Annotated in this window: 25 protein-coding genes; 14 read left to right on the top strand and 11 right to left on the bottom strand. The window is 70.9% G+C overall.

Going from position 1 to position 20,169, the window contains the following annotated elements; translation table 11 throughout:
- The first annotated feature begins 3 nt into the window (after nt 1-3).
- The 6 genes from ACWV17_RS23205 to ACWV17_RS23180 are packed head-to-tail and all read left to right on the top strand — an operon-like array spanning nt 4 to nt 5,094.
- Nucleotides 4-660 carry a hypothetical protein gene (locus ACWV17_RS23205; protein WP_455361255.1) on the top strand — a complete coding sequence of 219 codons (657 nt, stop codon included), beginning with the start codon at nt 4-6 and terminating at the stop codon, nt 658-660.
- Nucleotides 661-677: 17 nt separating this feature from the next.
- Nucleotides 678-1,913 (top strand): hypothetical protein, encoded by a 1,236-nt coding sequence (locus ACWV17_RS23200; RefSeq protein ID WP_455361254.1) that lies wholly within the window; start codon nt 678-680, stop codon nt 1,911-1,913.
- Nucleotides 1,914-1,917: 4 nt separating this feature from the next.
- Nucleotides 1,918-2,562, top strand: coding sequence for a hypothetical protein (locus ACWV17_RS23195; RefSeq protein ID WP_455355909.1), 645 nt, complete (start codon nt 1,918-1,920; stop codon nt 2,560-2,562).
- Nucleotides 2,559-2,942, top strand: coding sequence for a hypothetical protein (locus tag ACWV17_RS23190; protein WP_455355910.1), 384 nt, complete (start codon nt 2,559-2,561; stop codon nt 2,940-2,942). Before ACWV17_RS23195 ends, ACWV17_RS23190 begins: the two co-directional genes overlap by 4 nt.
- A complete protein-coding gene (locus ACWV17_RS23185) occupies nt 2,939-3,964 on the top strand; it encodes a hypothetical protein (RefSeq protein WP_455355911.1) in 1,026 nt (341 codons plus the stop codon). The genes ACWV17_RS23190 and ACWV17_RS23185 overlap by 4 nt, the downstream gene beginning before the upstream one ends.
- Entirely contained in the window at nt 3,961-5,094 is a 1,134-nt protein-coding gene (locus tag ACWV17_RS23180; RefSeq protein ID WP_455361253.1) for a hypothetical protein, read from the top strand. Before ACWV17_RS23185 ends, ACWV17_RS23180 begins: the two co-directional genes overlap by 4 nt.
- A gap of 101 nt (nt 5,095-5,195) precedes the next feature.
- Here ACWV17_RS23180 and ACWV17_RS23175 read toward each other — a convergent pair whose 3' ends face one another.
- Nucleotides 5,196-6,230, bottom strand: a complete 1,035-nt coding sequence (locus ACWV17_RS23175; protein WP_455355913.1) for a hypothetical protein — start codon at nt 6,228-6,230, stop codon at nt 5,196-5,198.
- 2 nt (nt 6,231-6,232) lie between these two features.
- Nucleotides 6,233-6,409 carry a hypothetical protein gene (locus ACWV17_RS23170; protein WP_455355914.1) on the bottom strand — a complete coding sequence of 59 codons (177 nt, stop codon included), beginning with the start codon at nt 6,407-6,409 and terminating at the stop codon, nt 6,233-6,235.
- Nucleotides 6,410-6,981: 572 nt separating this feature from the next.
- On the opposite strand from ACWV17_RS23170, the gene ACWV17_RS23165 reads away from it, so the two are divergent.
- The 3 genes from ACWV17_RS23165 to ACWV17_RS23155 all read left to right on the top strand — a co-directional run bounded on the left by ACWV17_RS23165 (nt 6,982) and on the right by ACWV17_RS23155 (nt 8,798).
- Entirely contained in the window at nt 6,982-7,929 is a 948-nt protein-coding gene (locus ACWV17_RS23165) for a hypothetical protein (protein ID WP_455355915.1), read from the top strand.
- 189 nt (nt 7,930-8,118) lie between these two features.
- A complete protein-coding gene (locus ACWV17_RS23160) occupies nt 8,119-8,646 on the top strand; it encodes a hypothetical protein (protein WP_455355916.1) in 528 nt (175 codons plus the stop codon).
- On the top strand, nt 8,643-8,798 hold the full coding sequence (locus ACWV17_RS23155) for a hypothetical protein (protein WP_455355917.1): 156 nt from the start codon (nt 8,643-8,645) through the stop codon (nt 8,796-8,798). The genes ACWV17_RS23160 and ACWV17_RS23155 overlap by 4 nt, the downstream gene beginning before the upstream one ends.
- A gap of 281 nt (nt 8,799-9,079) precedes the next feature.
- On the opposite strand, the gene ACWV17_RS23150 is transcribed toward ACWV17_RS23155, so the two are convergent.
- The gene (locus ACWV17_RS23150) at nt 9,080-9,412 is read right to left on the bottom strand and encodes a DUF6233 domain-containing protein (protein WP_455361252.1); all 333 of its coding nucleotides are present in this window, start codon (nt 9,410-9,412) and stop codon (nt 9,080-9,082) included.
- A gap of 105 nt (nt 9,413-9,517) precedes the next feature.
- Nucleotides 9,518-10,102: a hypothetical protein gene (locus tag ACWV17_RS23145; RefSeq protein ID WP_455361251.1), complete on the bottom strand. Its 585-nt coding sequence runs from the start codon at nt 10,100-10,102 to the stop codon at nt 9,518-9,520.
- A 61-nt stretch (nt 10,103-10,163) separates the two neighbouring features.
- Here ACWV17_RS23145 and ACWV17_RS23140 point away from each other — a divergent pair, with 61 nt between their 5' ends.
- Nucleotides 10,164-10,541: a hypothetical protein gene (locus tag ACWV17_RS23140; RefSeq protein ID WP_455355919.1), complete on the top strand. Its 378-nt coding sequence runs from the start codon at nt 10,164-10,166 to the stop codon at nt 10,539-10,541.
- Between the two features lie 65 nt (nt 10,542-10,606).
- Here ACWV17_RS23140 and ACWV17_RS23135 read toward each other — a convergent pair whose 3' ends face one another.
- The gene (locus ACWV17_RS23135; RefSeq protein WP_455355920.1) at nt 10,607-10,957 is read right to left on the bottom strand and encodes a hypothetical protein; all 351 of its coding nucleotides are present in this window, start codon (nt 10,955-10,957) and stop codon (nt 10,607-10,609) included.
- 239 nt (nt 10,958-11,196) lie between these two features.
- Here ACWV17_RS23135 and ACWV17_RS23130 point away from each other — a divergent pair, with 239 nt between their 5' ends.
- Complete coding sequence (locus ACWV17_RS23130; protein ID WP_455355921.1) at nt 11,197-11,505, top strand: hypothetical protein; 309 nt, start codon at nt 11,197-11,199, stop codon at nt 11,503-11,505.
- A 92-nt stretch (nt 11,506-11,597) separates the two neighbouring features.
- Nucleotides 11,598-12,542 carry a non-homologous end joining protein Ku gene (gene ku, locus ACWV17_RS23125; protein WP_455361250.1) on the top strand — a complete coding sequence of 315 codons (945 nt, stop codon included), beginning with the start codon at nt 11,598-11,600 and terminating at the stop codon, nt 12,540-12,542.
- A gap of 236 nt (nt 12,543-12,778) precedes the next feature.
- Here the strand turns inward: ku and ACWV17_RS23120 are convergent, their stop codons facing one another.
- From ACWV17_RS23120 to dapF, 6 genes are all read right to left on the bottom strand, one after another.
- Nucleotides 12,779-13,567 (bottom strand): hypothetical protein, encoded by a 789-nt coding sequence (locus ACWV17_RS23120; RefSeq protein ID WP_455355923.1) that lies wholly within the window; start codon nt 13,565-13,567, stop codon nt 12,779-12,781.
- A gap of 218 nt (nt 13,568-13,785) precedes the next feature.
- Complete coding sequence (locus ACWV17_RS23115; protein ID WP_455361249.1) at nt 13,786-14,094, bottom strand: hypothetical protein; 309 nt, start codon at nt 14,092-14,094, stop codon at nt 13,786-13,788.
- A 79-nt stretch (nt 14,095-14,173) separates the two neighbouring features.
- Complete coding sequence (locus ACWV17_RS23110; RefSeq protein WP_455361248.1) at nt 14,174-15,565, bottom strand: UDP-N-acetylmuramoyl-tripeptide--D-alanyl-D-alanine ligase; 1,392 nt, start codon at nt 15,563-15,565, stop codon at nt 14,174-14,176.
- A complete protein-coding gene (locus ACWV17_RS23105; protein ID WP_455355926.1) occupies nt 15,562-16,089 on the bottom strand; it encodes a C39 family peptidase in 528 nt (175 codons plus the stop codon). The genes ACWV17_RS23110 and ACWV17_RS23105 overlap by 4 nt, the downstream gene beginning before the upstream one ends.
- Nucleotides 16,090-16,136: 47 nt before the next feature.
- Nucleotides 16,137-17,222 carry a D-alanine--D-alanine ligase family protein gene (locus ACWV17_RS23100; protein WP_455361247.1) on the bottom strand — a complete coding sequence of 362 codons (1,086 nt, stop codon included), beginning with the start codon at nt 17,220-17,222 and terminating at the stop codon, nt 16,137-16,139.
- Nucleotides 17,219-18,028 carry a diaminopimelate epimerase gene (dapF, locus tag ACWV17_RS23095; protein WP_455355928.1) on the bottom strand — a complete coding sequence of 270 codons (810 nt, stop codon included), beginning with the start codon at nt 18,026-18,028 and terminating at the stop codon, nt 17,219-17,221. Before dapF ends, ACWV17_RS23100 begins: the two co-directional genes overlap by 4 nt.
- A 171-nt stretch (nt 18,029-18,199) precedes the next feature.
- Between dapF and ACWV17_RS23090 the strand changes: the two genes are divergently transcribed.
- Nucleotides 18,200-19,573: a Tat pathway signal protein gene (locus ACWV17_RS23090; RefSeq protein WP_455355929.1), complete on the top strand. Its 1,374-nt coding sequence runs from the start codon at nt 18,200-18,202 to the stop codon at nt 19,571-19,573.
- Nucleotides 19,570-20,088: an endonuclease domain-containing protein gene (locus ACWV17_RS23085; protein WP_455361278.1), complete on the top strand. Its 519-nt coding sequence runs from the start codon at nt 19,570-19,572 to the stop codon at nt 20,086-20,088. The genes ACWV17_RS23090 and ACWV17_RS23085 overlap by 4 nt, the downstream gene beginning before the upstream one ends.
- The last annotated feature ends 81 nt before the right edge of the window (nt 20,089-20,169 follow it).

The raw sequence follows: 20,169 nt of genomic DNA, 5'->3' as shown, positions 1-20,169 counted from the left end.
CGCATGCCGCTGAACGTGCCCGTCACCCTCACCCTGCCACCCATAGATTGCTCGTACACGGTGCACACCGACCGCCAGCGCTGGAGCGCCGAGCAGCTCGCCACCGAGGCCGACGGCCGCGCCGCGCTGGAGGCGGCGGTGCGCGAGGGCGTCCGCAAGGCGGCGTCCACCTGCGCCTACGCCCAGCTCACCGAGCCGGACATCGCCGTCGCCGCGCACCCGGACGGGTCGGTGACGATGACCGGCCGCGTGCTGTGCGACGAGGCCGACTGCCACGCCGCCGCCCAGCGCCACCACTTCGACGCCGCCGAGTCGATCGAGGCCAAGGCCGCCGCCGACTGGGCAGCGGAGAAGGACATGGGCATCCCCGCCGGGAAGCTGCGGGTCGTGCAGCAGCGCGTCCGGTCGGACCACGGCCGGCGACAGCGCCGCGTCTCGCTCCTCTTCGTGCTGGTCGGAGTGCTCTGCGCGGCCGCCGGCGGGGCCATGGGCCAGTACGACTACCACCGCCCCGAGTTCGCCTCCGGCAGCAGCTTCACGGTGTGGATCGGCGAGAACTTCGACGCGATCTGCAACCACCTGGCGTTCCCCGCGATCGTCGCCGGAACCCTCCTCGTCCTCTTCGGCTTCGTCCGCCTCGCCGTCACCAACGCCAAGTAGATCGAGAGGTCACACCCATGCCGCTGTCCGTACCGCTCCTCCTCGTGCCAGGAGAGCCGGACCGCCACTACACCGTCCACCTGCACCGCGTGCGCTGGAGTGTCGGCTCGGTCTCCCGGACGCTCACCGCCGACCACCTCGCGGAGCTGGGGGCCAACGCCCAGCGGTGCCTGCGGATGGTCTCCGAGTGCATCGCCGCCGAGCTGTCCGGCGCCGACGTCGAGGTCACCGAGAACCCCGACGGATCGGCCGAGGCCGTGGCCCGCGTGCTGTGCACCGAGGACGCCTGCGCCGCCGTCGCCGAGCAGTACCACCGTGATGCCGACGAGGACGTCGAGGCCGAGGCCGCCCGCGAATGGGCCGCCGGGCAGCTCGTGGACCAGGACGTCCAACTCCTTCGTCTGCGCGAGGAGTTGCAGCGCCCCATGCACGGCAAGACGACGACGTCGGCCGCGGACATGCTCTCCGCCCTACTGGCCGACCAGCAGGAGCGCACGGGCGGCTCGCCCGACACCGTCGTGCTGTGGGCGGACGAGATGACCGAGGTCGCCGCCCGGGTGCGCGAGAACACCCTCTTCCCCGACCAGACCCCGGACGAGGTGCGGGAGGAGATCGAGCGGTTGATCAGGACCGGCCGCACGCCGTACCCGATCGAGCGAAGGTACGGGAAGACCGCGCCCTGGGATCTGGGCCTCATGGAGCCACAGTCCTCCGCCGGCACCTGGACGACGCCGCCGATCGCCCCGCTCGACCCGGTGGCAGTCCCGGCGGACAGCCGAGCCCACCTGGACCTGGTGCGCGCCTTCCACATGGCGCCCGAGCATCTGGTGCGCGACACCGAGACGCTGGCCCGCTCCGTCGCCGCAGGCCAGAGCCAGAACGTCGGCGTGAAGCGGCTCGCCGAGCTGTGCGGCGAGCTGGCCCGCCGGCACGACGCCGATCCGCAGCCGCCGTGCCACGACGGGTGCCGCGAGGACGCCGACCCCGCCCACGACCTAGAGCACCGGATCGGGTACCGGCCCCGCGCCGTCCCGGCCGGCGAAGTGCGGGCCGCCCGCATCATCCTGATCCCGGCGATGCCGCTGCACACCCTCCCGGAGACGCTCCCGGACGACGACGCGGCCCTGGTGCTCGTCTACCGCAGGGACACGCCGGGCCTCGCCCTGCTCGACGCCGCCCGCGCGGGCGACGATGACGCCGTGCAGGACGCCGTCACCGGCCTGCTGCGGTGGTTCACCGCGGACGGGAAGTGACCCCGTGAGCACCTCCGATGCCCTCGCCGCCCACCTGGACTGGCGACCGTTCCGCCACCGGCCGGACTGCGCCAAGCCGGTGTGGGAGGTCGACCAGCAGAGCGAGCCCGACAAGCGGCGCGACCGCCGGGGCGGCCCGGAGCACTTGTGCCCCAATGAGGAGTGCGGCCACCACGGCCACTACGACAAGGTCACCGTGCGGGTGCTGTGCCGTTCCTGCGGCACGGTGCACCTGATCAGCGGTGAGGAGCACACCAGCCGGACGACCACCACGGCAAGCACCGGATACGGGCAGGCACCCAAGAAGGCGGGCGGCCTGTGGCTCTACCCCGGCCCGCCGCTGCTCGACTGGCGGAACGCCGGGCCCAGCGGCTACCTGTGCTCCCTGGAGAAGGTCGAGCGGCTGACCCAGGACGACATCGTCGGTGCCATCGGCGAGGGCCGGGGCGCACGCGGCGGCACGACCTGGAGCGCGGGCGCCCTCCCGACCTGGAAGCCGTCCGTAATCGGCCGCCCGGACCCGTTCCCCACGTGGGCGAGGGGCAGCGGCGACACAACATTCAAGACCGTCGCCGCGGCGGCGAAGTGGGTGAAGGCGGAGGTCGACGCGGCCGCCGCCACCGAGACCAAGGAGGCCCCGGGCCAGTGAACAACACCAGCCAGACCGACGGCACGGCCATCGTTGCCATGTACTTCGAGGACCGGATCGCCGAGACGCAGAAGGAGGTGGAGGAGGCCCGGGCGGCGCTCGCCGCCGCCGAGGCCAAGGTCGGGCAGAGGGAGGCCGAGCGGGACGCGTTCGCCCGGGACGGCTCCCTCCACCCGGCCGCGTACAACAGCGAGACCGGCCAGCCGGAGTGGTCCGTGTGTCAGTGGGCGCAGACCCGCATCGCCAACGTCGCCTTCACGGACATGACCCCCGCTGGCGACGCCGTCTACAACCGGCTGCTGGCCGAGGAGAAGGCGGCCCACCAGTGGCTGCGGGAGCACGGCTACACCGTCCCGGCGCCGTTCGGGGAGAAGGCATGACCGAGCAGCACATCGACCCGGACGAGGCGTTCATGGCCGCCGAGACCCACCGCCCCGACGACGTTCCGGCTGGCACGCCGCTCACCTCCCTCGCGGAGAAGCGGTCCGAGGCCGGTCTGCGGCTGCTGACCAAGCGTTCCCCCGACCGGGACGCCGCCGTCGGTGACGCCCTGACCCAGATCGCGTTGGGCGAGGCGATCCGCCGGACCGTCCGCAGCCAGCGCGGCAGCACGGTCCGCGAGGCGCTGCGGCTGGGGGCGACATGGGAGCAGGTGGCGGCGGCCCTCGACACCACCGCACTCGCGGCGGCCGACGACCTTCGCGTGTGGGCCGAGGGGCAGCGCACCCTCTACCACCAGCTCCTCGCGGAGAACCCGGACAACCGGATCGGCCTGACCGACGAGGCGTACGACGAGGTGATGCGCGCGGTCGCGGTCGCCGTGGAGCGGGCCGACGCCGACGCCGGCGACACCTACAAGCAGCAGGCGCCCCGGCTGCGGTCGGCGGTCGCCACGGCGCCGATGGTCGACACCGTGGGCGAGCTGCGCGCCCTGCTGGAGCAGCTCCCAGACGAGATGCCACTGTCTCTGGACGACCACCACCGGGCCCTGCCGGACGAGGAGAACCAGGTACACACGATTCACCCCCGTCTGGTGGGCATGGTCTCCGGGCTCGGCACCCCGGCCGAGAGCAAGCAGCCCGGCCTGATGCTCACCCAGGTGTACGTGCCCTTCCCGGCCGAGGAGGAGGAGCAGGCTGCCGTCGCCACCCGCGACGACCTGCCTGCCTATGCCGAACTCGCCCGCGCCGCCTACTACCTGGAGCGCAGGGAGCTGCGTCCCGGGCTGAAGGACGTCGCCGGGGTGCTGGACGAGGTGGCCCACCTGGTGGGCGAGGTCGCGGCGGAGTGTGTGCCCACCGGCTCGGACGCGGCGAGCACACTGCGCGTCGAGACGGAGCGGATCACCCACACCGGCGCCCGGGTCCGCAAGCTCGCCGACGAGGTGGAGGCGGCCGAGTGACGACCGCCGAGGAGTACGGGACCGCGCTGGAGCCGGTGGAGGTGGTCGACGCCGAGCTGGTGGACGACGACGCCCCCGGCGCCGGCGAGGTCGCCGTGCACGATCCGGTGGCCGCCGTGCTCGCCGCGCTGGACACGAAGGCCGCCGAGGACCTGCACGAGTCCCGGCCGGACAAGACCCGGACCGGGTACGCCCGGGACTGGGAGCTGTGGGGCGAGTTCCACGACTGGCTCGCCGAGCAGACCGGCATCCGCCTGCCGCTCAGTGCCATCACGGTCGGCACCTACGTCGCCTTCGTGAGGTGGCTGGACGAAGTGAAGGAGGCCGCACCGAACAGTATCGAGCGCCGGGTGACCGGGGTCGCTTCCGAGGCCCGCAGGTACGGCTACGAGGTGCCCAAGGCCGCCCGGGCGGCCGCCACCCAGGCGCTCAAGCCGCTCAAGCTGGACAAGGGGCGGCAGAAGCGCGGCCGCGGGAAGGCCGCTGCGATCACCCCGGATGACCTGCGGAAGATGAACACGGCCCCGCGCGAGCGTGCTCCGCAGCCGGACGCTCGGCGCCGCCGGGTCCAGGTCGTGCCGGAACTGGCCCGGCTGCGGGACCGGTCCCTGCACACCATGCGGTTCGCCGTCGCGGGCCGCAACGAGGAGATGAGCGAGCTGGACGACACCGGCGTCCAGCTGGTCGCCGAGGGCCTGGAGGTCCACGTCCCCAGCGTGAAGGGCCGCCCGGCCCGCGACGTCGTCGTCTCCTACGGAGAGAACGCCGACACCTGCCCGGTGCGCTGCTGGATCGCGTGGAAGGAGGCCAAGGTCGCCGCCGGCGCGGCCCCCGACGGACCCGCATACCTGCCCGTCGACCAGTGGGGCAACCTCGGCACCGAGCGGCTGTCGCCCGATGGCTGCGGTCGGGCGATCTCGCGTTCGGCGAAGTACGCGGGTATGACCGGGCGGCGGATCACCGGGCACTCCGGCCGCCGAGGACTCGTCACCACCGGCCGCCGCAACGGCAAGCGCCCGGAGAAGCTGCGCGCCCAGGGCGGCTGGTCGAAGAACTCGCCGGTCTTCTGGGAGTACGTGGACGAAGGCGAGAAGTGGGAGGACAACGCCACCGACGGCATCGGCCTGTGAGCGTGGCGGCCTTGATCGAGAGCGGCTGGCGGGAATCTCCCGTCGGCCGTCGCCGCTTTGGGACCTGCGGGCCCATGCCCGTCCCACCGGCCTTGTGGGTGTCACACCAAATGGCGTGCGCCGGCTGAGGCAAGCAGCTTGTCCATGAAGGCCTGGAAGCGATGCAGGTCCTCGGCCCAGCCGGGAACCACCAGATACTGCACTGTGCTGATGGCGACCGCGGCCTCACCTGCCGCTCCGTTCGGAGCGAGGCCGCCGACCCGGACCCACTGGTCCCACATCACGTCGTTCATCAATTGCGGGACGATCTCCGGCTTCTCCACAGCCCAGGTCCACAGCATCGCCAGCGTGCCGGAGGCCTTCGTGCACGCGCGGACCGCCGAACACAGCAGCCGGTCGTCGGCCTGCTCGACGGCCTGCATCAAACCGAGGAACCCGCTCGCCATAGGGCACTGGGCCATCAGGTCGACGCCGTCGAGTTCGGCCTCACGGTGGGCGGCGCGTATGTGCTCGATCATCTCTTTACCCTCCGGCCAGGTGGCCTCCCAGGACTCCATCAGCCCCTCGAAGCCGACATCCGCCGCTCCGCCCACCACCATTCGGGCGCCGGGTTCCGTCAGCGCCCGGTGGAAGACGTTCGGCACCCAGCGGGTCGGGGGCAACTCAACACCGGCCTCGGCCGCGTACGCGCGCAGGGTGCCGTCAAGGTCCCGCCTTGGGGAGCGGCGGTTTCTCAGCAGCTGCGCCGCAAGCTCTTGCCGCGCCTCGAACGCCTCGTCGGAGTCCCCGGCGGGCACCAGCCCGACGTCGACCCCCGCCCGCTCCAAGGGCGTGCGCATCGCCGCGAGCAGAGCCTCCCGCAAGCACACTGCGGTCTCCGGCGTTTCGTCGATCGCCCAAAACACCCAGCCGACCCAGCCGATGCTGCGGCCCGGCACCGAGGCCTTGGCCAGGTCGATGGTGCGCTTCACGACCTCGGGGCGGACGGAACCATCGGGGCCGCGCCAGTCCTTCGTCCTCGGCAGCCACAGCCGCTGACGCCACCGCTCTAGCTGCGTGGCGGTCACGATGTACCCGTACTTCGCGACCTCGCCGATCAGCGCGAGTTCGAGACGGGACGGCTTCGTACGGGGCATGGTCAGCTCCTGCGATCCGGGTTTCCGGTGGACATCACGGCGTAGACGGCGGCCGCCGTTCCCAGGGCACTCGCCCACGCCTGACTCTGCGCCGCCACGACGCCGGCGACGGCCACCAGGAGCAGAACGACCAGGCGGTGGCCCTCGCCGCCACCCGGTGCGAACGGGTTGCTGTTCATGTGCACAGACTCCTTCCGGTGAGTCTCTGCCCCGGCGTTCCGGGGAGGGCAGACGCGTCGACCGGAGTTCCGGAACGGCTCTGCACACCTATCTCCCCATGCCGTCGCGGACGAAGTGCATGAAACCTCGCGGGGTATGCCCCGCAGCCAGGTCCAGTTCTCGTACAGCTACGGCACCGTGTTCTGGGAGTACGTGGACGAGGGCGAGATGCTCGAGGATGCCGCGACTGAGGGCATCGGCTTGCGACCGAGGCGTTCATCTGCGGCGGCGGCCGGCGGGACTTCCCGTCGGCCGCCGCCGTTTCGGGCGATCGTTGGCGCGTTCCCGGGACCACTGTCAGTACCGGTCGCTACTGTGGTGGAGCACGGCCCGCGCACGGGCCCAAGCCGAGCCTCAGCCCATGACTGGGAGCACTGAGGCGAAGGTGCCAGGACTTCGGTCCCAGTGCATCAGTGCGTATCGCACCATCTCGCCGTTCGTCGGTGAGCACACCGAATGCCCGCGCAGCCTCGTTCTCGCTCGCGTGTATCGGGTCATGGGTAACCGCTGCACGCTCCAGAGGAGAACTGCTGTGGTCAGTGGACACGGAAAGAAGCAGCGCGCCAAGCAGCGCGCCCGGCGGACCGGAACCGGACACGCCGCGGCGGTCACGAAGACCGCGCACGAGCACACACCCCTGCCGGACATGAGCCTGCTGCCCCTCCTGCCGTACGGCGGCGGGCGGCTGCTCGATCTCGACCTCGCCGCCCGACTCGTTGCCGCAGCCCGGACCGGCTGCCAGCCGTGCCAGAGGTCGATGGTGAAGGCGATGCGGCAGAACCGTCCGACGCTCGCCGCCGTGGCCGGCGCCATCTTCGGCACGCTGCCCGCGGGGCCGATCGCCTCCGTCGCGACGCGCGAGTGGGCTCCCCTGGCCCGGGCCGCGAAGGACAGCGGCCGGAGCCTCACGGCGCTCGCTGCGGTGGAGGCGATGACGGACGAGCAGGCGGCGGATCTCCTGGACGACGCGCTCGACATGTGGGCCGCCGGGGAGGCCGGGCCGGACCTCGTCCGGTTCATCGACCTGGGCCTGCCGGATGACCCCGAGGGCGTGGCGCGGTACTCGGTGCTGCTGGCCCGCACGGTGCTGCCGGACGGGCGCCCGTTCCCCATGCTGAGCCTGGAGTGCGAGACGGCCGGGGCCGGGATCGAGGACCTGCGCCGCCGGACCGACTGGCAGGGCTGGGACGGGCGCGAGATGCCCGGGCTGGACTTCAACTGGTGCGTGCGGGCGGACATCGCCACCCGGTCGCTGCGCTGCCTGGTCCAGGTCGACGCCGAGGGCTGGGACGTGGAGCCGCACCTGTGGGACGCGAGCGAGACCGTCGCGCTGCCCGAGCACTGGTGGGATCTGCTCGACCGCGCCCAGCACATTCTCGTGGCCGGACCGCTCAAGGACGCGAAGGACGAGAGCGCGCTGACGCAAGCGGCGGACTCCGGCGAGCTGCTGGCCGTCGTCGCCCGCGTGTCCTTCTGCTGACCCTCCCCCGCCCGTTCAGCCGAGGCACACACGGCCCGGTGCCGTCCGGCGCGCACGTACCTGCACCACGGGAGCGCTGCCCGCGCCGGTCGGTGCCCGGGGGAACGGGGGGCTGGCGGCTGGCGAAGGCCCCCAGCACCCACCGGCCCCCGGCCCCAGGACTCTTTGACGAGCAGATAGGACGATCCCTTGACCCACCCCGACGAGGACGAGGTGAACCTCGCGCAGATCGCCCGCATGGCCGGAGTCGGCCGCGCGGCCGTCGTCAACTGGCGCCGTCGCCACGGCGGTCTCGACGCCACCGGCGGCACCGACGAGAGCCCCAGGTTCCCCCGCGCGGCCGTCGAGCAGTGGCTGCGCGACCTGGACAAGCTCCCCGAACCCGCACCGGAGCGGACGCCCGCCACCGTGACCTTCACAGGAGGTCCGACGATCACCGTGTACGGCGCCGCGCCGCACAGTCCAGCGCTGCCCTGGAGCGGCGGCGCGGACTACGAGGAGTTCAGCGGCTACATCGAGCCCGACCGGCCCGGCATCCCCTGGCCCACCGCCTCGGCGCGGATCGAGCAGCCCGGCAGCGCGCCGTACGAGGTGACGGACGCCAACGTCGACATCAGCAACTACGGGGGGCGCATGGAGTTCCTCAAGCTCATCTGGCCCGCCGCCCGGCGCCGGGCCCTTCCCACCGCGACCGAGACGACGGAGGTACAGGCATGACGGACACTGTGATCGAGACCGAGACCACCGCGGCGACCACGCAGACGACGGCGGCCCGGGTCGGGGCGAGCTTGGCGTACTCGCGCAGCGGGCTCGGGGCGCCCTTGGGCAGACCGCGGGCGGCCTCCCAGTCGACGCCCGGCATGCAGTGAAGCAGGTGACACTGACACCCCACACCGGCGAGCGACACTCACCCCCAAACTCACCTTAAGCACCTGTAGGGAAGCGGCACGTACGGAATGGGACGTCGTTACGCTGGTCGCGGGGTGCGGCGCTCCCCCCGTGGCGCCGCACTCCGACGGGTTCTCAGGCACGCTTCGGCGGGCGGCCGGTACCCGGTCATGCACGACCGCCCGGATCCGGATGACGCGGCCACGAGACCGAGACCGCGTTCGCCTTGCACCCCCCTGAGACCCGATGGCGGCAATCCGTACTACGCCCCGTCGATGATCCCGAGCTCCCGGTCTGGCCGGCAGAACTGGCACGCTCCGACGTCGACGCATCCCTGCCGCGCCTCCCGCTCGCTGATGCGCCGGGTGCGCCCGCCGGTCATCGCGCAGTCGCCGGTGTGGATCTGGACGACGCGGTGGGCGACGCCGATGTCGTATTCGGCTAGCCATGGGGGCGGGTCGGGGAGGACGGCGGGTCGGGCATGGGCCTGCTGTTGTTCGATCTCTGTGATGCGGTGGCGGATCTGCCGAAGCCAGTGCTCGTGCCACGTCTCCAGGGTGCGGAGACGGTCGAGATCAGGCGGCAGATCGGTCATGTGTTCGATTATATGGCTTCGGCGACGGGAGCCACACCCAGGGAGGTTTCTCTGCCGGCTGTCGGTGCCGCCCCTCCGACACCAGCCGCAACGTAGTGCCATTCGCTAGTGATCGCGGGCGGCGTTTTCGTGGCGGTCGGCGAACTCCTCCAGGACCTCGGCCATGCCGTGCAGCTGACTGGCGGTCTCCCGCAGCTTCTTGGCCTGGACGCTGTGGTCGGGGTCCTTGGAGGCGAGGTCCAGCACAGTGGACAGGGAGGAGGCGATGCCCCATGCGGGCATGACCAGGCGGGGCAGGACGATTTCGTCCCCGCGCCGGATGGCGGCGGTGCGGCTGGTGAGGAGGTCGTCCAGGCGCTGCGCGAGGAGGTACAGCAGCGCGGTCTGCGCGCCGCCGTCGGCGTGTTCCAGGTTGGCGCCCTCGTACAGGTAGTCGGCGGCCAGGATCAGGTCCGGTCCCTCGTGCCCTGCCTCACCGGCGGCGACAGCCGCGTGCATGACCTGCATCTCCGCCAGGCCGGCGAGGGCGTGCGCCATGCGCAGCCTCAGCAGCTCGGCCCCGCCGGCACTCTTCTCCTCGTCGGTGAGCTCCTCCGGGGTGAAGGGGCGGGTCAGGAGCCCAAGATGGGTCAGGGTGGTGAGGAGTTCGGTGGTGTCTGCGACGGGGCCGGTGTCAGTGCGCTGGACCATGCGGCCAACCCTGGCACACCCCGGGCACGGCGAAATCACATCCACAAATACGGCTTCTGCAATGGCCGTTGGCGTGGTAACGGGGACTCTTTGCGGGGACAGGTGCGCACTGGAACTCCTGGACCGTACGCCCTGCGTCCCGCCCGCCGACGGAGCGCAGGGCGTAGCCGTCGCGTTCGGGCCCGGCTTCAACACCGCGGCGCTGCGCGTCTCCTGGGCATCGGTCGACTACGACGGCCAGCAGACCGACCACTTCCGCGTCCGCCAGTACGGGCCCCGCCGCCTCTGGGACCAGGTCGAAACCGCGCACCGTGACTGGGAGGATCTCGGTCGGCCCGGCGTCGGCCGCCACGGGCTGACCGTCACCGCGAACGGCACGGCCACCGCCTGGCTGGACACTCCGGCCCACCCCCTGATCTGTGCGGTCTCCTATCTCTGACCCACGGTGCAAAGTAGAGCCGCGTCCGCTTCCGCGTGACGCCTTGGCCGGGAGCTGTTCCTCAGCTACCGCTTGGCCCGGGGATAGATCCGGCGGGCCTCTTCCGGTCGGATCCATCCGGGCGGGACGACGGACAGCTCCAGCTGGAAACGCTCGAAGCCCTCCGCGTCCCGGAAATTCGTCCAGTGCGCCGACTGAACGGCAAGTTCGGGGTGCGACCTGAAATAGTCGGCGGCCCTCTGGAACACTTCCGCTTCCCGGACCTGGTCCCCGTCGCCGATGAACGCCACCGTCGCGGACAGGAACGACGCGGCCCCTTCGTCTTCTTCCGGGATCGTGGAAGCGATCCGTTCCAGTCCGATCAGTCGGTACTCGGGGGTGTCCCACGCGGGCTCGGGCTGTTCCTGATCAGTCATGGTCACCATGCTCTCCGACTGCGGTCGGCTCGTACTGCGGTTTCAGCGCTCCAGGCCGGCCACCACGTCCTCGGGCCAACCACTCCCGGCGCATGAACACTCCCACCCCTCCGCTGACTACTCGTTCGGCCTAACGAACCAGCCGGACACGAAGCAACGGGAGGCGCAGAAGGGAGCGGCGGCTACTTTGCACCGTGGGTCAGGGACCACCGTCAGTACCGGCTGACAGACTGCCGCCCATGGCCGACAGCACCCTGCCCAAGCACATGTCCCGTAGGAAGGCCCGCGAAATCGCCGACAGCACGGAACTGGTGAAGTCCGCGGACTGGTCCGAGACCCGGGAGTGGAACGTCACGGCTGCGGACGGCAGCGTCCTGGTGGTGGTGTCCCCCTCGTACGGCGGCGCCTCCCGCACAGGCCGGAACGGATGGAGGTACCGGATCGCCGCCCTCGGGCCGTCCGGGTCGAGGGAGCACTGGCCGACCAGGCAGGCCGCGGCCGTACAGGGCCTGATGGCGTGGACCCGGCTGGTCACGTCCCCGAGCTGACACCGGCCCACTACGGGCCGCCGCGCCCGCGTGCAGCGCCCCGGGCACCGCCATACGCTGGGATTCCGCGAGGGGGCCCCGGGAGGTCGGTCATGCCACGCCCCGTATGGAAAGGCGCCATCAGCTTCGGCCTGGTGACCATCCCCATTTCTGTACAGCCCGCCACCGAGAACAAGTCGATCGCCTTCCACCAGTACCACCTGGAAGACATGGGCCGCATCCGCACCCGCAAGGTCTGCGAGAGCGAGGGCAAGGCCGTGCCCACTGAGGAGATCGGCCGCGGCTACGAGACCCCGTCGGGCGCCACCATCCAGGTCACGGACGAAGAGCTGGACGCCATGCCGCTGCCCACCGCGAAGGCCATCGAGATCGTCGGGTTCGTGCCCGCCGAATCGATCGACCCCGTCCGCATCGGCGCGAGCTACTACCTGGCCCCCGAGGGCGCCGTGGCGAACAAGCCATACGTCCTGCTCCGCAAGGCGCTCGAACGGTCCAGCAAGGTCGCCGTCGCGAAGTTCGCCTGGCACAACCGGGAACGCCTCGGACTGTTGCGGATCAAGGACAAGGCGCTCGTGCTGCACTCCATGCACTGGCCCGACGAGATCCGCGACCCGTCCGTCGTCGCGACCCCGAAGCGCGTGAAGATCCCGAAAGATGAACTGGATGCCGCCGAAGAGCTGATGGACGCCTACGGCAAGGTCAAGATGGACGACCTGCGTGACGAGTACCGGGCTGCGCTGGAGAAGGTCATCGCCGCGAAGGCCGCCGGGCAAAAGCCGCCGGAGCTGGAGGAAACCGAGCAGCGCAGGGGCACGGTGGTGGACCTGATGGCGGCGCTACAGCAGTCCGTGAAGGACGCCCAGCAGGCCCGCGGCGAAGACCAGCCGGCCACAGTGCACGACATGCCGGCCGGGAAGAAGACGGTGAAGCGGACCCCCGCCAAGAAGACGGCCCCGAAGAAGACCGCGGCCAAGAAGGCCCCGGCGAAGAAGGTCGCCGCGAAGAAGACGGCCGGACGGAAGCCGCGGACCGCCTGACCACCGGGGGAAGCATGGCCCCTTCCACGCCCCGCCCCGAGTCCAACCTGATTGCTCACGCCCGCCGCGAACTCGCCCTCATCGGCGAAGACTGAGCGACCATCACCCCAGCTGAGACGTCTTTTGGGGTTTCAGACACATGAGGTACGTGGTCACGCGAAACGTTACGGCTGTAACGTCTCGCGACGCTCCCGCCCCGAGGGTTGGCCAGGTCCGCCGCCAGTCCGGGCGCTGGGTCACGCCAGCGTCAGCAACCGGTCGATGGTGGTTCGCGCGAGACCTGTCGTCGTGTGCATCTCCGTCTTCGTGACTCCCGCCGTCTCTGCGGCCACCAGCAGGTTCCCCTTCATGTCCTGGGTGGCCCTCCAGCCCGCGAGGAGATGCCACATCACGTAGGGGGCAACCCGCTTGGCATCCTCCGCATGTCCGCTGAAGAACTCGGGACGGGGCAGTTCCCACCGCTCGTGGATCGGATGGGCCGCAGGGTCGGGGGCGGCTGCGAGTGCGACAAGCTGCGAGCGCCTGATGTCCGACTCCAGCCGCTCGACCATCAGCCGCGCGAGAGTGCCGTAATGCAGGCGGCTTCCATCCAGGCGGGCCGCGCTGATCTCGTCGCCGGTAGCCGCGGAGGTGAGCGAGTCCGCGTACTCCCCGAGGAAATCGGTCATGACCGCGTCCCACGCGTCGACGTCGGCCAGTTCCTCGGCCGCGTGGCGGGTGGCGCGGATACTGTCGCCCAACCTCTCCACCCCGGCAGCCTGCGGGCCTCCACGCAGTACGCGCAGGGTCCGGAGCCACGGCTCGATGCCGTCGAGGTCACCCCGGGCCGATTCCTCCCACTCATCCCGGCTACACAACGCCTCGGTGTAGGCGATCTGTCGTCCGTCCTCCATGAGGCGCAGGGTGTATCCGCGCTCCTTCCAGACGCCGGTGTCGTAGCGCTCGCGGTAGTACACCCATCCCCAACTGCCCACGGCGTACACGCCCGCGCGGCCCGCGTCGCTGCTGTCGACGATTTCGATCATGACGATATCCCCCAAGCGAAGAGATCTGAACGTGTAGCAAATACTACATCAGCGACGTAGCGTTTGCTACACGTTCCCCAAAGGTCTCGTCGGGGGCGTGGAGCATGATGATGGGCCTTCACCAATTGTTGATCTTGAGGCGTCAGCGCATCCGTCGGGCGGCGGGGCACGCTGCTGTCCGACGCGAATCCATCCCGCCCACGGGACCCCCGGGCGCCTCATCCGTGTGGCTGAACCTGCGGATGGAGGGCCTGGACGGCGCGTTCGACGGTGCGGGTGTCGGTACGGGCGCGCTCGACGACCGTGGCCACGATGCGACTTGGGTCGGTGGTGGACCCCGCGCCCGAGGCCATCACCCTGTTAACGGAGGCTTCGACGTCTTCGGCGGCTTGTGCGGCCTCGCGCGCCTTCGCGGCGAGGTAGACCCAGCTGCCGCCCTGGAGAGCTTGGGAGCACGCGGAGACCCGGGCCAGCAGCGTGCCGTACGCGGCGGTTAGCCGTTCCTCCTCGACCGTGGGGGCGGTCATACCTCCACGCTACGACCGTCGGCAGGTGACCGCAGGACGGTGGTCAGTGGACGGCGACCTGGTGGGGAACCCGCTCGTCCTACGCCGGAACTTCGGCGTGCAGGATGTTCGCGAGCTTCTCCAGGCCGACGGATTTGGACGCCTTCAGCAGGACGACGTCACCGCTGTTGAGCAGTCGGTTCAGGAGCGGTAGCAGCACGTCGGGGTCGTCGGCAGATTCGATGCGCAGGGGCGAGGAGGGGCGCGCGGCTTCGACGAGTGCGGTCATCTCGGCGGTGGTGCCGACGGTGACCAGGACGTCGATGCCCAGGTCACCGACAAGCTTTCCGACGGCGGCGTGGGCCGCCTTGGCGGTGTCGCCGAGTTCCTTCATCTCTCCCAGTACGGCGACCGTACGCCGGTCTCCGGCCACGGAGGTGAGCGTTTCGAGTCCGGCGCGCATGGACTCGGTGTTGGCGTTGAACGCGTCGTTGATGATCGTCACACCGTCCGCGCGTTCAAGGACCTGGAGCCTTCCGGCCGACACCGGTTCGGCAGCGGACAGTGCTTCGGCGATCCGGTCGGTGGCCATGCCCACGGCGTGGACGGCCGCGGCGACCGCGAGCGCGTTGTGGACTTGGTGGGCACCGAGCAGGCGCAACTGAACGGGTCCCGACCCGTGAGGGGTGTACAGGGTGAAGGAGGCGCGGCCCGCGGTCACCTGGATGTCGGTGGCGCGGATGTCGGCGTTCTCGCCGGTCCCGTATGTCACGACCGCCGCGGAGGTCCGGGGGGCCATCGCGGCCACCAGCTCGTCGTCCGCGTTCAGGACGGCGACCCCGCCCTCAGCCGCCGAGGGAAGCGCCTCGATGAGCTCGCCCTTGGCCGTTGCGATCGCATCCCGGCTGCCGAACTCTCCGATGTGGGCGGAGCCGACGTTGAGGACGGTGCCGACCTGCGGCGGGGTCAGCGACGCCAGGTAGGCGATGTCGCCCTGGTGGCGGGCGCCCATCTCCAGGACCAGGTAGCGCGTGGACTCCGCGGCGCGCATCACGGTCAGCGGCAGGCCGATCTCGGTGTTGAACGAGCCGGGTGTGGCGACGGTTTCCCCGTGTCGGCTGAGGACCTGGGCGAGGAGGTCCTTGGTGCTGGTTTTCCCGGCCGAGCCGGTCAGCGCGATGATCTGCGCCCCGGTGCGGGTCAGGACGTGCTGGGCGAGGCGGCCGAGGGCCGCGGTGACGTCGGGGACGACGACGGCGGGCACACCGACCGGGCGGGTGGCCAGTACGCAGCTGGCACCGGTGGCCACCGCCTGGTCGACGAAGTCGTGGCCGTCCACGCGGGCGCCGGCCACCGCGACGAACATGCCGCCGGGGCCGACCTCGCGGGAGTCGCTGGCGCTGCGGCCGGTCACCTGCATCTGGGGATCGGGGGCGTCGTGGAGGGTGCCGCCGGTGGCGTCGGCGATCTCGGCGAGCGTCAGCGTGATCACTGGGCGGTCCTTCCGGCGGTGAGCGGAGCGAAGGTGATGGCGCGTCCGGTGTAGGAGGCGGTAAGGCGGCTGAGCGGAACCCGGTCGTGGGTCTGTCCCCAGGCGGACGGGTCGCGGATGAGGATGTCCGGGTCGGTGCCGTCCGTGTAGCCGCGGGCGATGACCAGGTGACCGCCCTTGCGGCCGTCGTCGGGGAACTGCTCGGTGATCGAGATGATCAGCGGGGCGTTGGCGAGAGCGCCGGTCAGGTCCCCGGCCGCGATGGGCTCCGCGCGGCCGGGAATCCCGAAGCCGGTGGCCAGGTCGGCGATGCCGGCGTGGAGCCAGCCCCGGTCGGTCAGGGCCTCGTGCTTGACGCCGAGCTTCAGCAGCTCGGTGACCGACGGCGCTTCACGGCCGTAGGCGAGCAGGATCATCCGCAGCGCTGCCATGCCGCACGCCCGGTTGGACCACTCCATCCGGTCCCCCAGTGCCCACCCTCCATGGAGGTCCCATTCGGCGGGATCAACGAGCTGGCGGACCATGGGCACATCGTGGACGTGGGGCACAGCAGCGGACTCCTGATGTCGCGTCAGGCAGCGGTCTCCCGCACGCTCGTTGACGCGTTCAGCACGGGAATGGGCAGGGGTACATCGTATGCGGGGCGGGTCAGCGCCTCATGGAGGAAAGCCCGAACCACGTCGGTGTGGCTCAGCCCGCACAGGGCCGCGCCGGTGACGAAGTTCGACTCCCGCGACATGCCCGGCGTTGTGTTCACCTCCAGTGCGTACACCGTCCCGCCGCTGGTGACCATGAAGTCGATCCGGGCGGCGCTGCGGCAGCCCAGGCCGTCCCACAGGGTCCGGGCGTGCCGGGTCAGCGTGTCCAGCACCTCCGTGGGGAGATCGGCCAGGGCGACGGACACGGTTCCCTTCGCGTCGGCGTCGAGTTTCGAGGCGGCGTCGTAGAACTCGCCGTCGTGGACCTCGGTGGCCAGCGGTGGGAACGCCAGCACCCCGCCGGGCAGTTCCAGCAGGCCGACGGTCACGGGCAGGCCGGTGACGTACTCCTCGACCAGGACCGGGGAGGGGTCGGTGGCCCAGGCGTATGCGAGGGCGGGCGCGAGCGCGGCTTCGTCGCGGACCAGGCTCATCCCGACGCTGGAGCCGCCGAGCGCCGGTTTGACCATCACCGGCCGGCCCTCCCACCGGGCCGCTGCACCCGACTTCCACGCCTGCCAGGCGGGGGTGGGGACGCCCAGGCCCTCCATGGACTGTTTGCACAGGATCTTGTCGGCGGCGATGGCGGACGCGGCAACCCCGCTGCCGCAGAACGGTTTGCGCAGGTAGTCCAGCAGGCCCTGGAGCCTGCCGTCCTCCCCATAGGGGCCGTGCAGGTTGGACAGCGCCACGTCGAAGGTGACGAGGTCGCGGATGAATCCGGGGTCGCACGGGTCGAGGATCTTGAAGGTTGCGCCGATCTCGATGAGCGATTCCGACAGGGCGGTGACCGACATCTGCTCGGTGGGGCTTTCGGCGATGTAGAGCCGGTCCTCGGCGGACAGACCGCCGTAGACCAGCGCCACACTCAGGGCCTGGCCGGCCTGCTGCCAGGTCCGTAACGCCTGGGCCTCGCGGTGGATGGCCGCGGCGTCGAGGGGGCCGATGAGAGGTGTCATACGAGTTCTCCTTGGTAGGTCTGGGTGACCGGGCCGCCGATCCAGAAGGCCTTGCCCCGGCGCTCGGAGTACGGGCGCACCATCAGGGGCGTCCCGGAACGGTTGTGGACGATGACCTGCTTGTCCGCGACGAGCCCGCGTAGGGTCGCGATCACGACGGCGGCGACGGCTCCGCTGCCGCACGACAGCGTCTCGGCCTCCACACCCCGCTCGTAGGTGCGGATCTTCAGCTCCTGGGGGCCTGCGGCCTGGACGAAGTTGACGTTCGTTCCCAGCGGTGCGAGGTCGGGGTGGTTGCGGACCAGGCGACCGCACACCACGGCGTCGACGTCGTCCACATCCGCCACGACCGCCACTACGTGCTCGGTGCCGGTGTGCGCGGAGTCGAACCAGATGGGGCGCCCGTTCAGCACGGCCTGGACGCGCCGGGGGTCGACGGCGCCGACTTCGGCCGTCACCCACACCCCGTCGTCACCCACCAGCGCCTGGTGCTCCACGCCGGCCATGACTAGACGCACCTCCTTCACCAGGGCGCCGGAGTCCTCGGCCGCGCACCAGGCGGCGCACCGCAGGGCGTTGCCGCACATGGTGGCGATCGAGCCGTCGGCGTTGAAGCAGGCGACACCGCGCAGGCCCGGGTCGGCGGTGAGCGGGGCGCTGATGACCAACCCGTCCGCACCGATGCCGGTACGCCGGGCGCACAGCTCTCTGGCCGTATCCGACCAGTCTTTTTCCAGGTCCGCGGCGGTGCCGGTGAGGAGAACGAAATCGTTCCCGGCTCCGTGGACCTTCCGGAAGTTCAGCACGGATCACGCCCTTCGAATTGAGGCGGTCAAGGGATGAGGCGGCCCCGGGCCCTGGGCCGCCGCTGTGCTGAGAATCCGCCCGTCCAACCCGGCCTGACGAGTACCCTGGGTGTCGCGAACCGTGGCGGAAATGCCACGCTCCGTAACAGATTTCGGGAGGGTGAGGCCACGGTGGGCAGCAGGAGCACCAACCCGCATCTGGCTCTGTGGATCGCCGCGACGGGCCTCTCGCACGGCGAGATCGCCCGCCGGGTCGCCGCCGAAGCGATGCGCCGAGGTCACCGGCAGATCGCCCCGGACGCCACCCGCGTACGCCGCTGGATCGACGGCGAACGGCCCCGCCCACCGGTCCCCGAACTCCTCGCGGCCGTCCTATCCGAAGCGGTCGGCCAGACGCTCACACCTGGTGACCTCGGACTGACGGCCGCCGGGGCAGTGCTCGATACGATCCAACTACCGCTGCTGACCGAGGCAGCCGCCCAAACCCTGGCCGGATGGACACAGATGGACCTCTTCCTGGACCGCCGCGAAAGCCTCAAGCTCGCCATCGGCGCCCCGCTGGTCCTGGCCGCCGAACGGATGCTCGGCGGCGTCGCCCGCCAGCTCAACCCGAGCCACCAGGGCTTCGACACCGACACCGTCATCGCGCTGGAAGAGGTGACAACGTTCTTCTCCCGCGCGGACGCCTCCAAGGGCGGCGGCCTGTACCGCTCCGCGATCGTCGCCCAGCTCGCCGAGGTCGCCCGGCGCATCCAGGACGGTGTCCCCGCCTCCCTGCGCGCCCGTGTGTTCGGCGCGACCGCCGACCTGGCGGCGCTGGCCGGGTGGGTCAGTCACGACTCCGGGCGGTATGCGACCGCCCAGCGGTACTGGAGTTACGGGATCTACGCGGCCGGTGAGGCCGGACAACGTGATCGCGGGGTCGAGATCGTCACCCGCATGTCCCACCAGATGATCTACCTCGGCCGGCCCGACGACGCCCTCGGACTGCTCGGCGTGGCCGCCGCCAAGGCGGAGAAGCCCGCGCTGAAGGCGCTGGTGGCTTCACAGACCGGCCGGGTGCACGCCGCCCTTGGACAGGAACAGCAGGCCGATGTCCATCTCGGCCGGGCCGACGCCCTGGTGGCCGACGGACTTGGTGAGGACGTGCCCGAGTGGGTGGCGTACTTCGACGCCGCCGAACACGCCGGCGCCCGCGCCGTATCCGCCCGTGACCTCGCAGGCTTCCATCCGGGCGGCGTCAGGCGGGCCAGCACCCACTTCCGTGACGCACTGCGGCTGCGGGCGCCCGGCTTCGACCGGGTCCGGATCATGGACCGGATCGGGCTCGCCGCCGCGCTCTTCGACGAAGCCGAGGTCGAGCAGGCCACCACTGTTGCCCAGCAGGCCCTGACCGAGGCCACACGGGTCGACTCCACGCTCGTCGCCTCCCGCCTCAACACCCTGCTCGGCGCCGCCCGCCCCTACAAGACGGCGGCCGTAGACGAGCTCCGCACCCGCGCCCGGCATCTCGCCACCGCCCAGCCCACCACGATCGCGGCCTGACCCGCACTTGCGGGCGTCCAAAGAGCCCGAGCACCAGCCCAAGCCCGGCCGGTAACTTCGTCCGCCCGACCGGCCCGGGCACGGACCCCAGTGCCGTCGACCGGCGGGACCGCTGCGGCGGCGGGCCATACGAGACTCTCCACAGCTGGCCACCGCGGCCGGCCCGTACGGCTTCCATTCGGCGTCTGCGCGCCGCGCTCGTCGACGCGCTCGGCCCCGACTGCCATCTGTGCGGCCGGTATCCCGGCGCCATGGTCGACCACGACCATCAGACGGGCCTGGTCCGCGGCTTGTTGTGCGCGTTCTGCAACCGCACCCTGGAGGAGTGCCCGCATGTCACCGGCTGCCCCAAGGCCGACTATCTGCTATCGCCCCCGGCGGCCGGGCTGCACCTGCGCTACCCGGCCAGCCAGGAATGGCGGCCCAAGGAAGCCACCCGCCGATGGAAGATCGAGATGCTCGGATTCGACCCCTTCGAAGGACTGAATTTCGAAGGACTGAATTCGGCCCCGTAGGCGCTGAGGACCTGATACACCACGGCGGCGCAGCCGCACGACGACGCGGGCCCCGGCTCCCCCTCTGCGAGGGGACCGCCG

It is taken from the genome of Streptomyces mabaensis, assembly GCF_053763515.1.
This window is presented reverse-complemented; position numbering and strand designations above follow the sequence as displayed.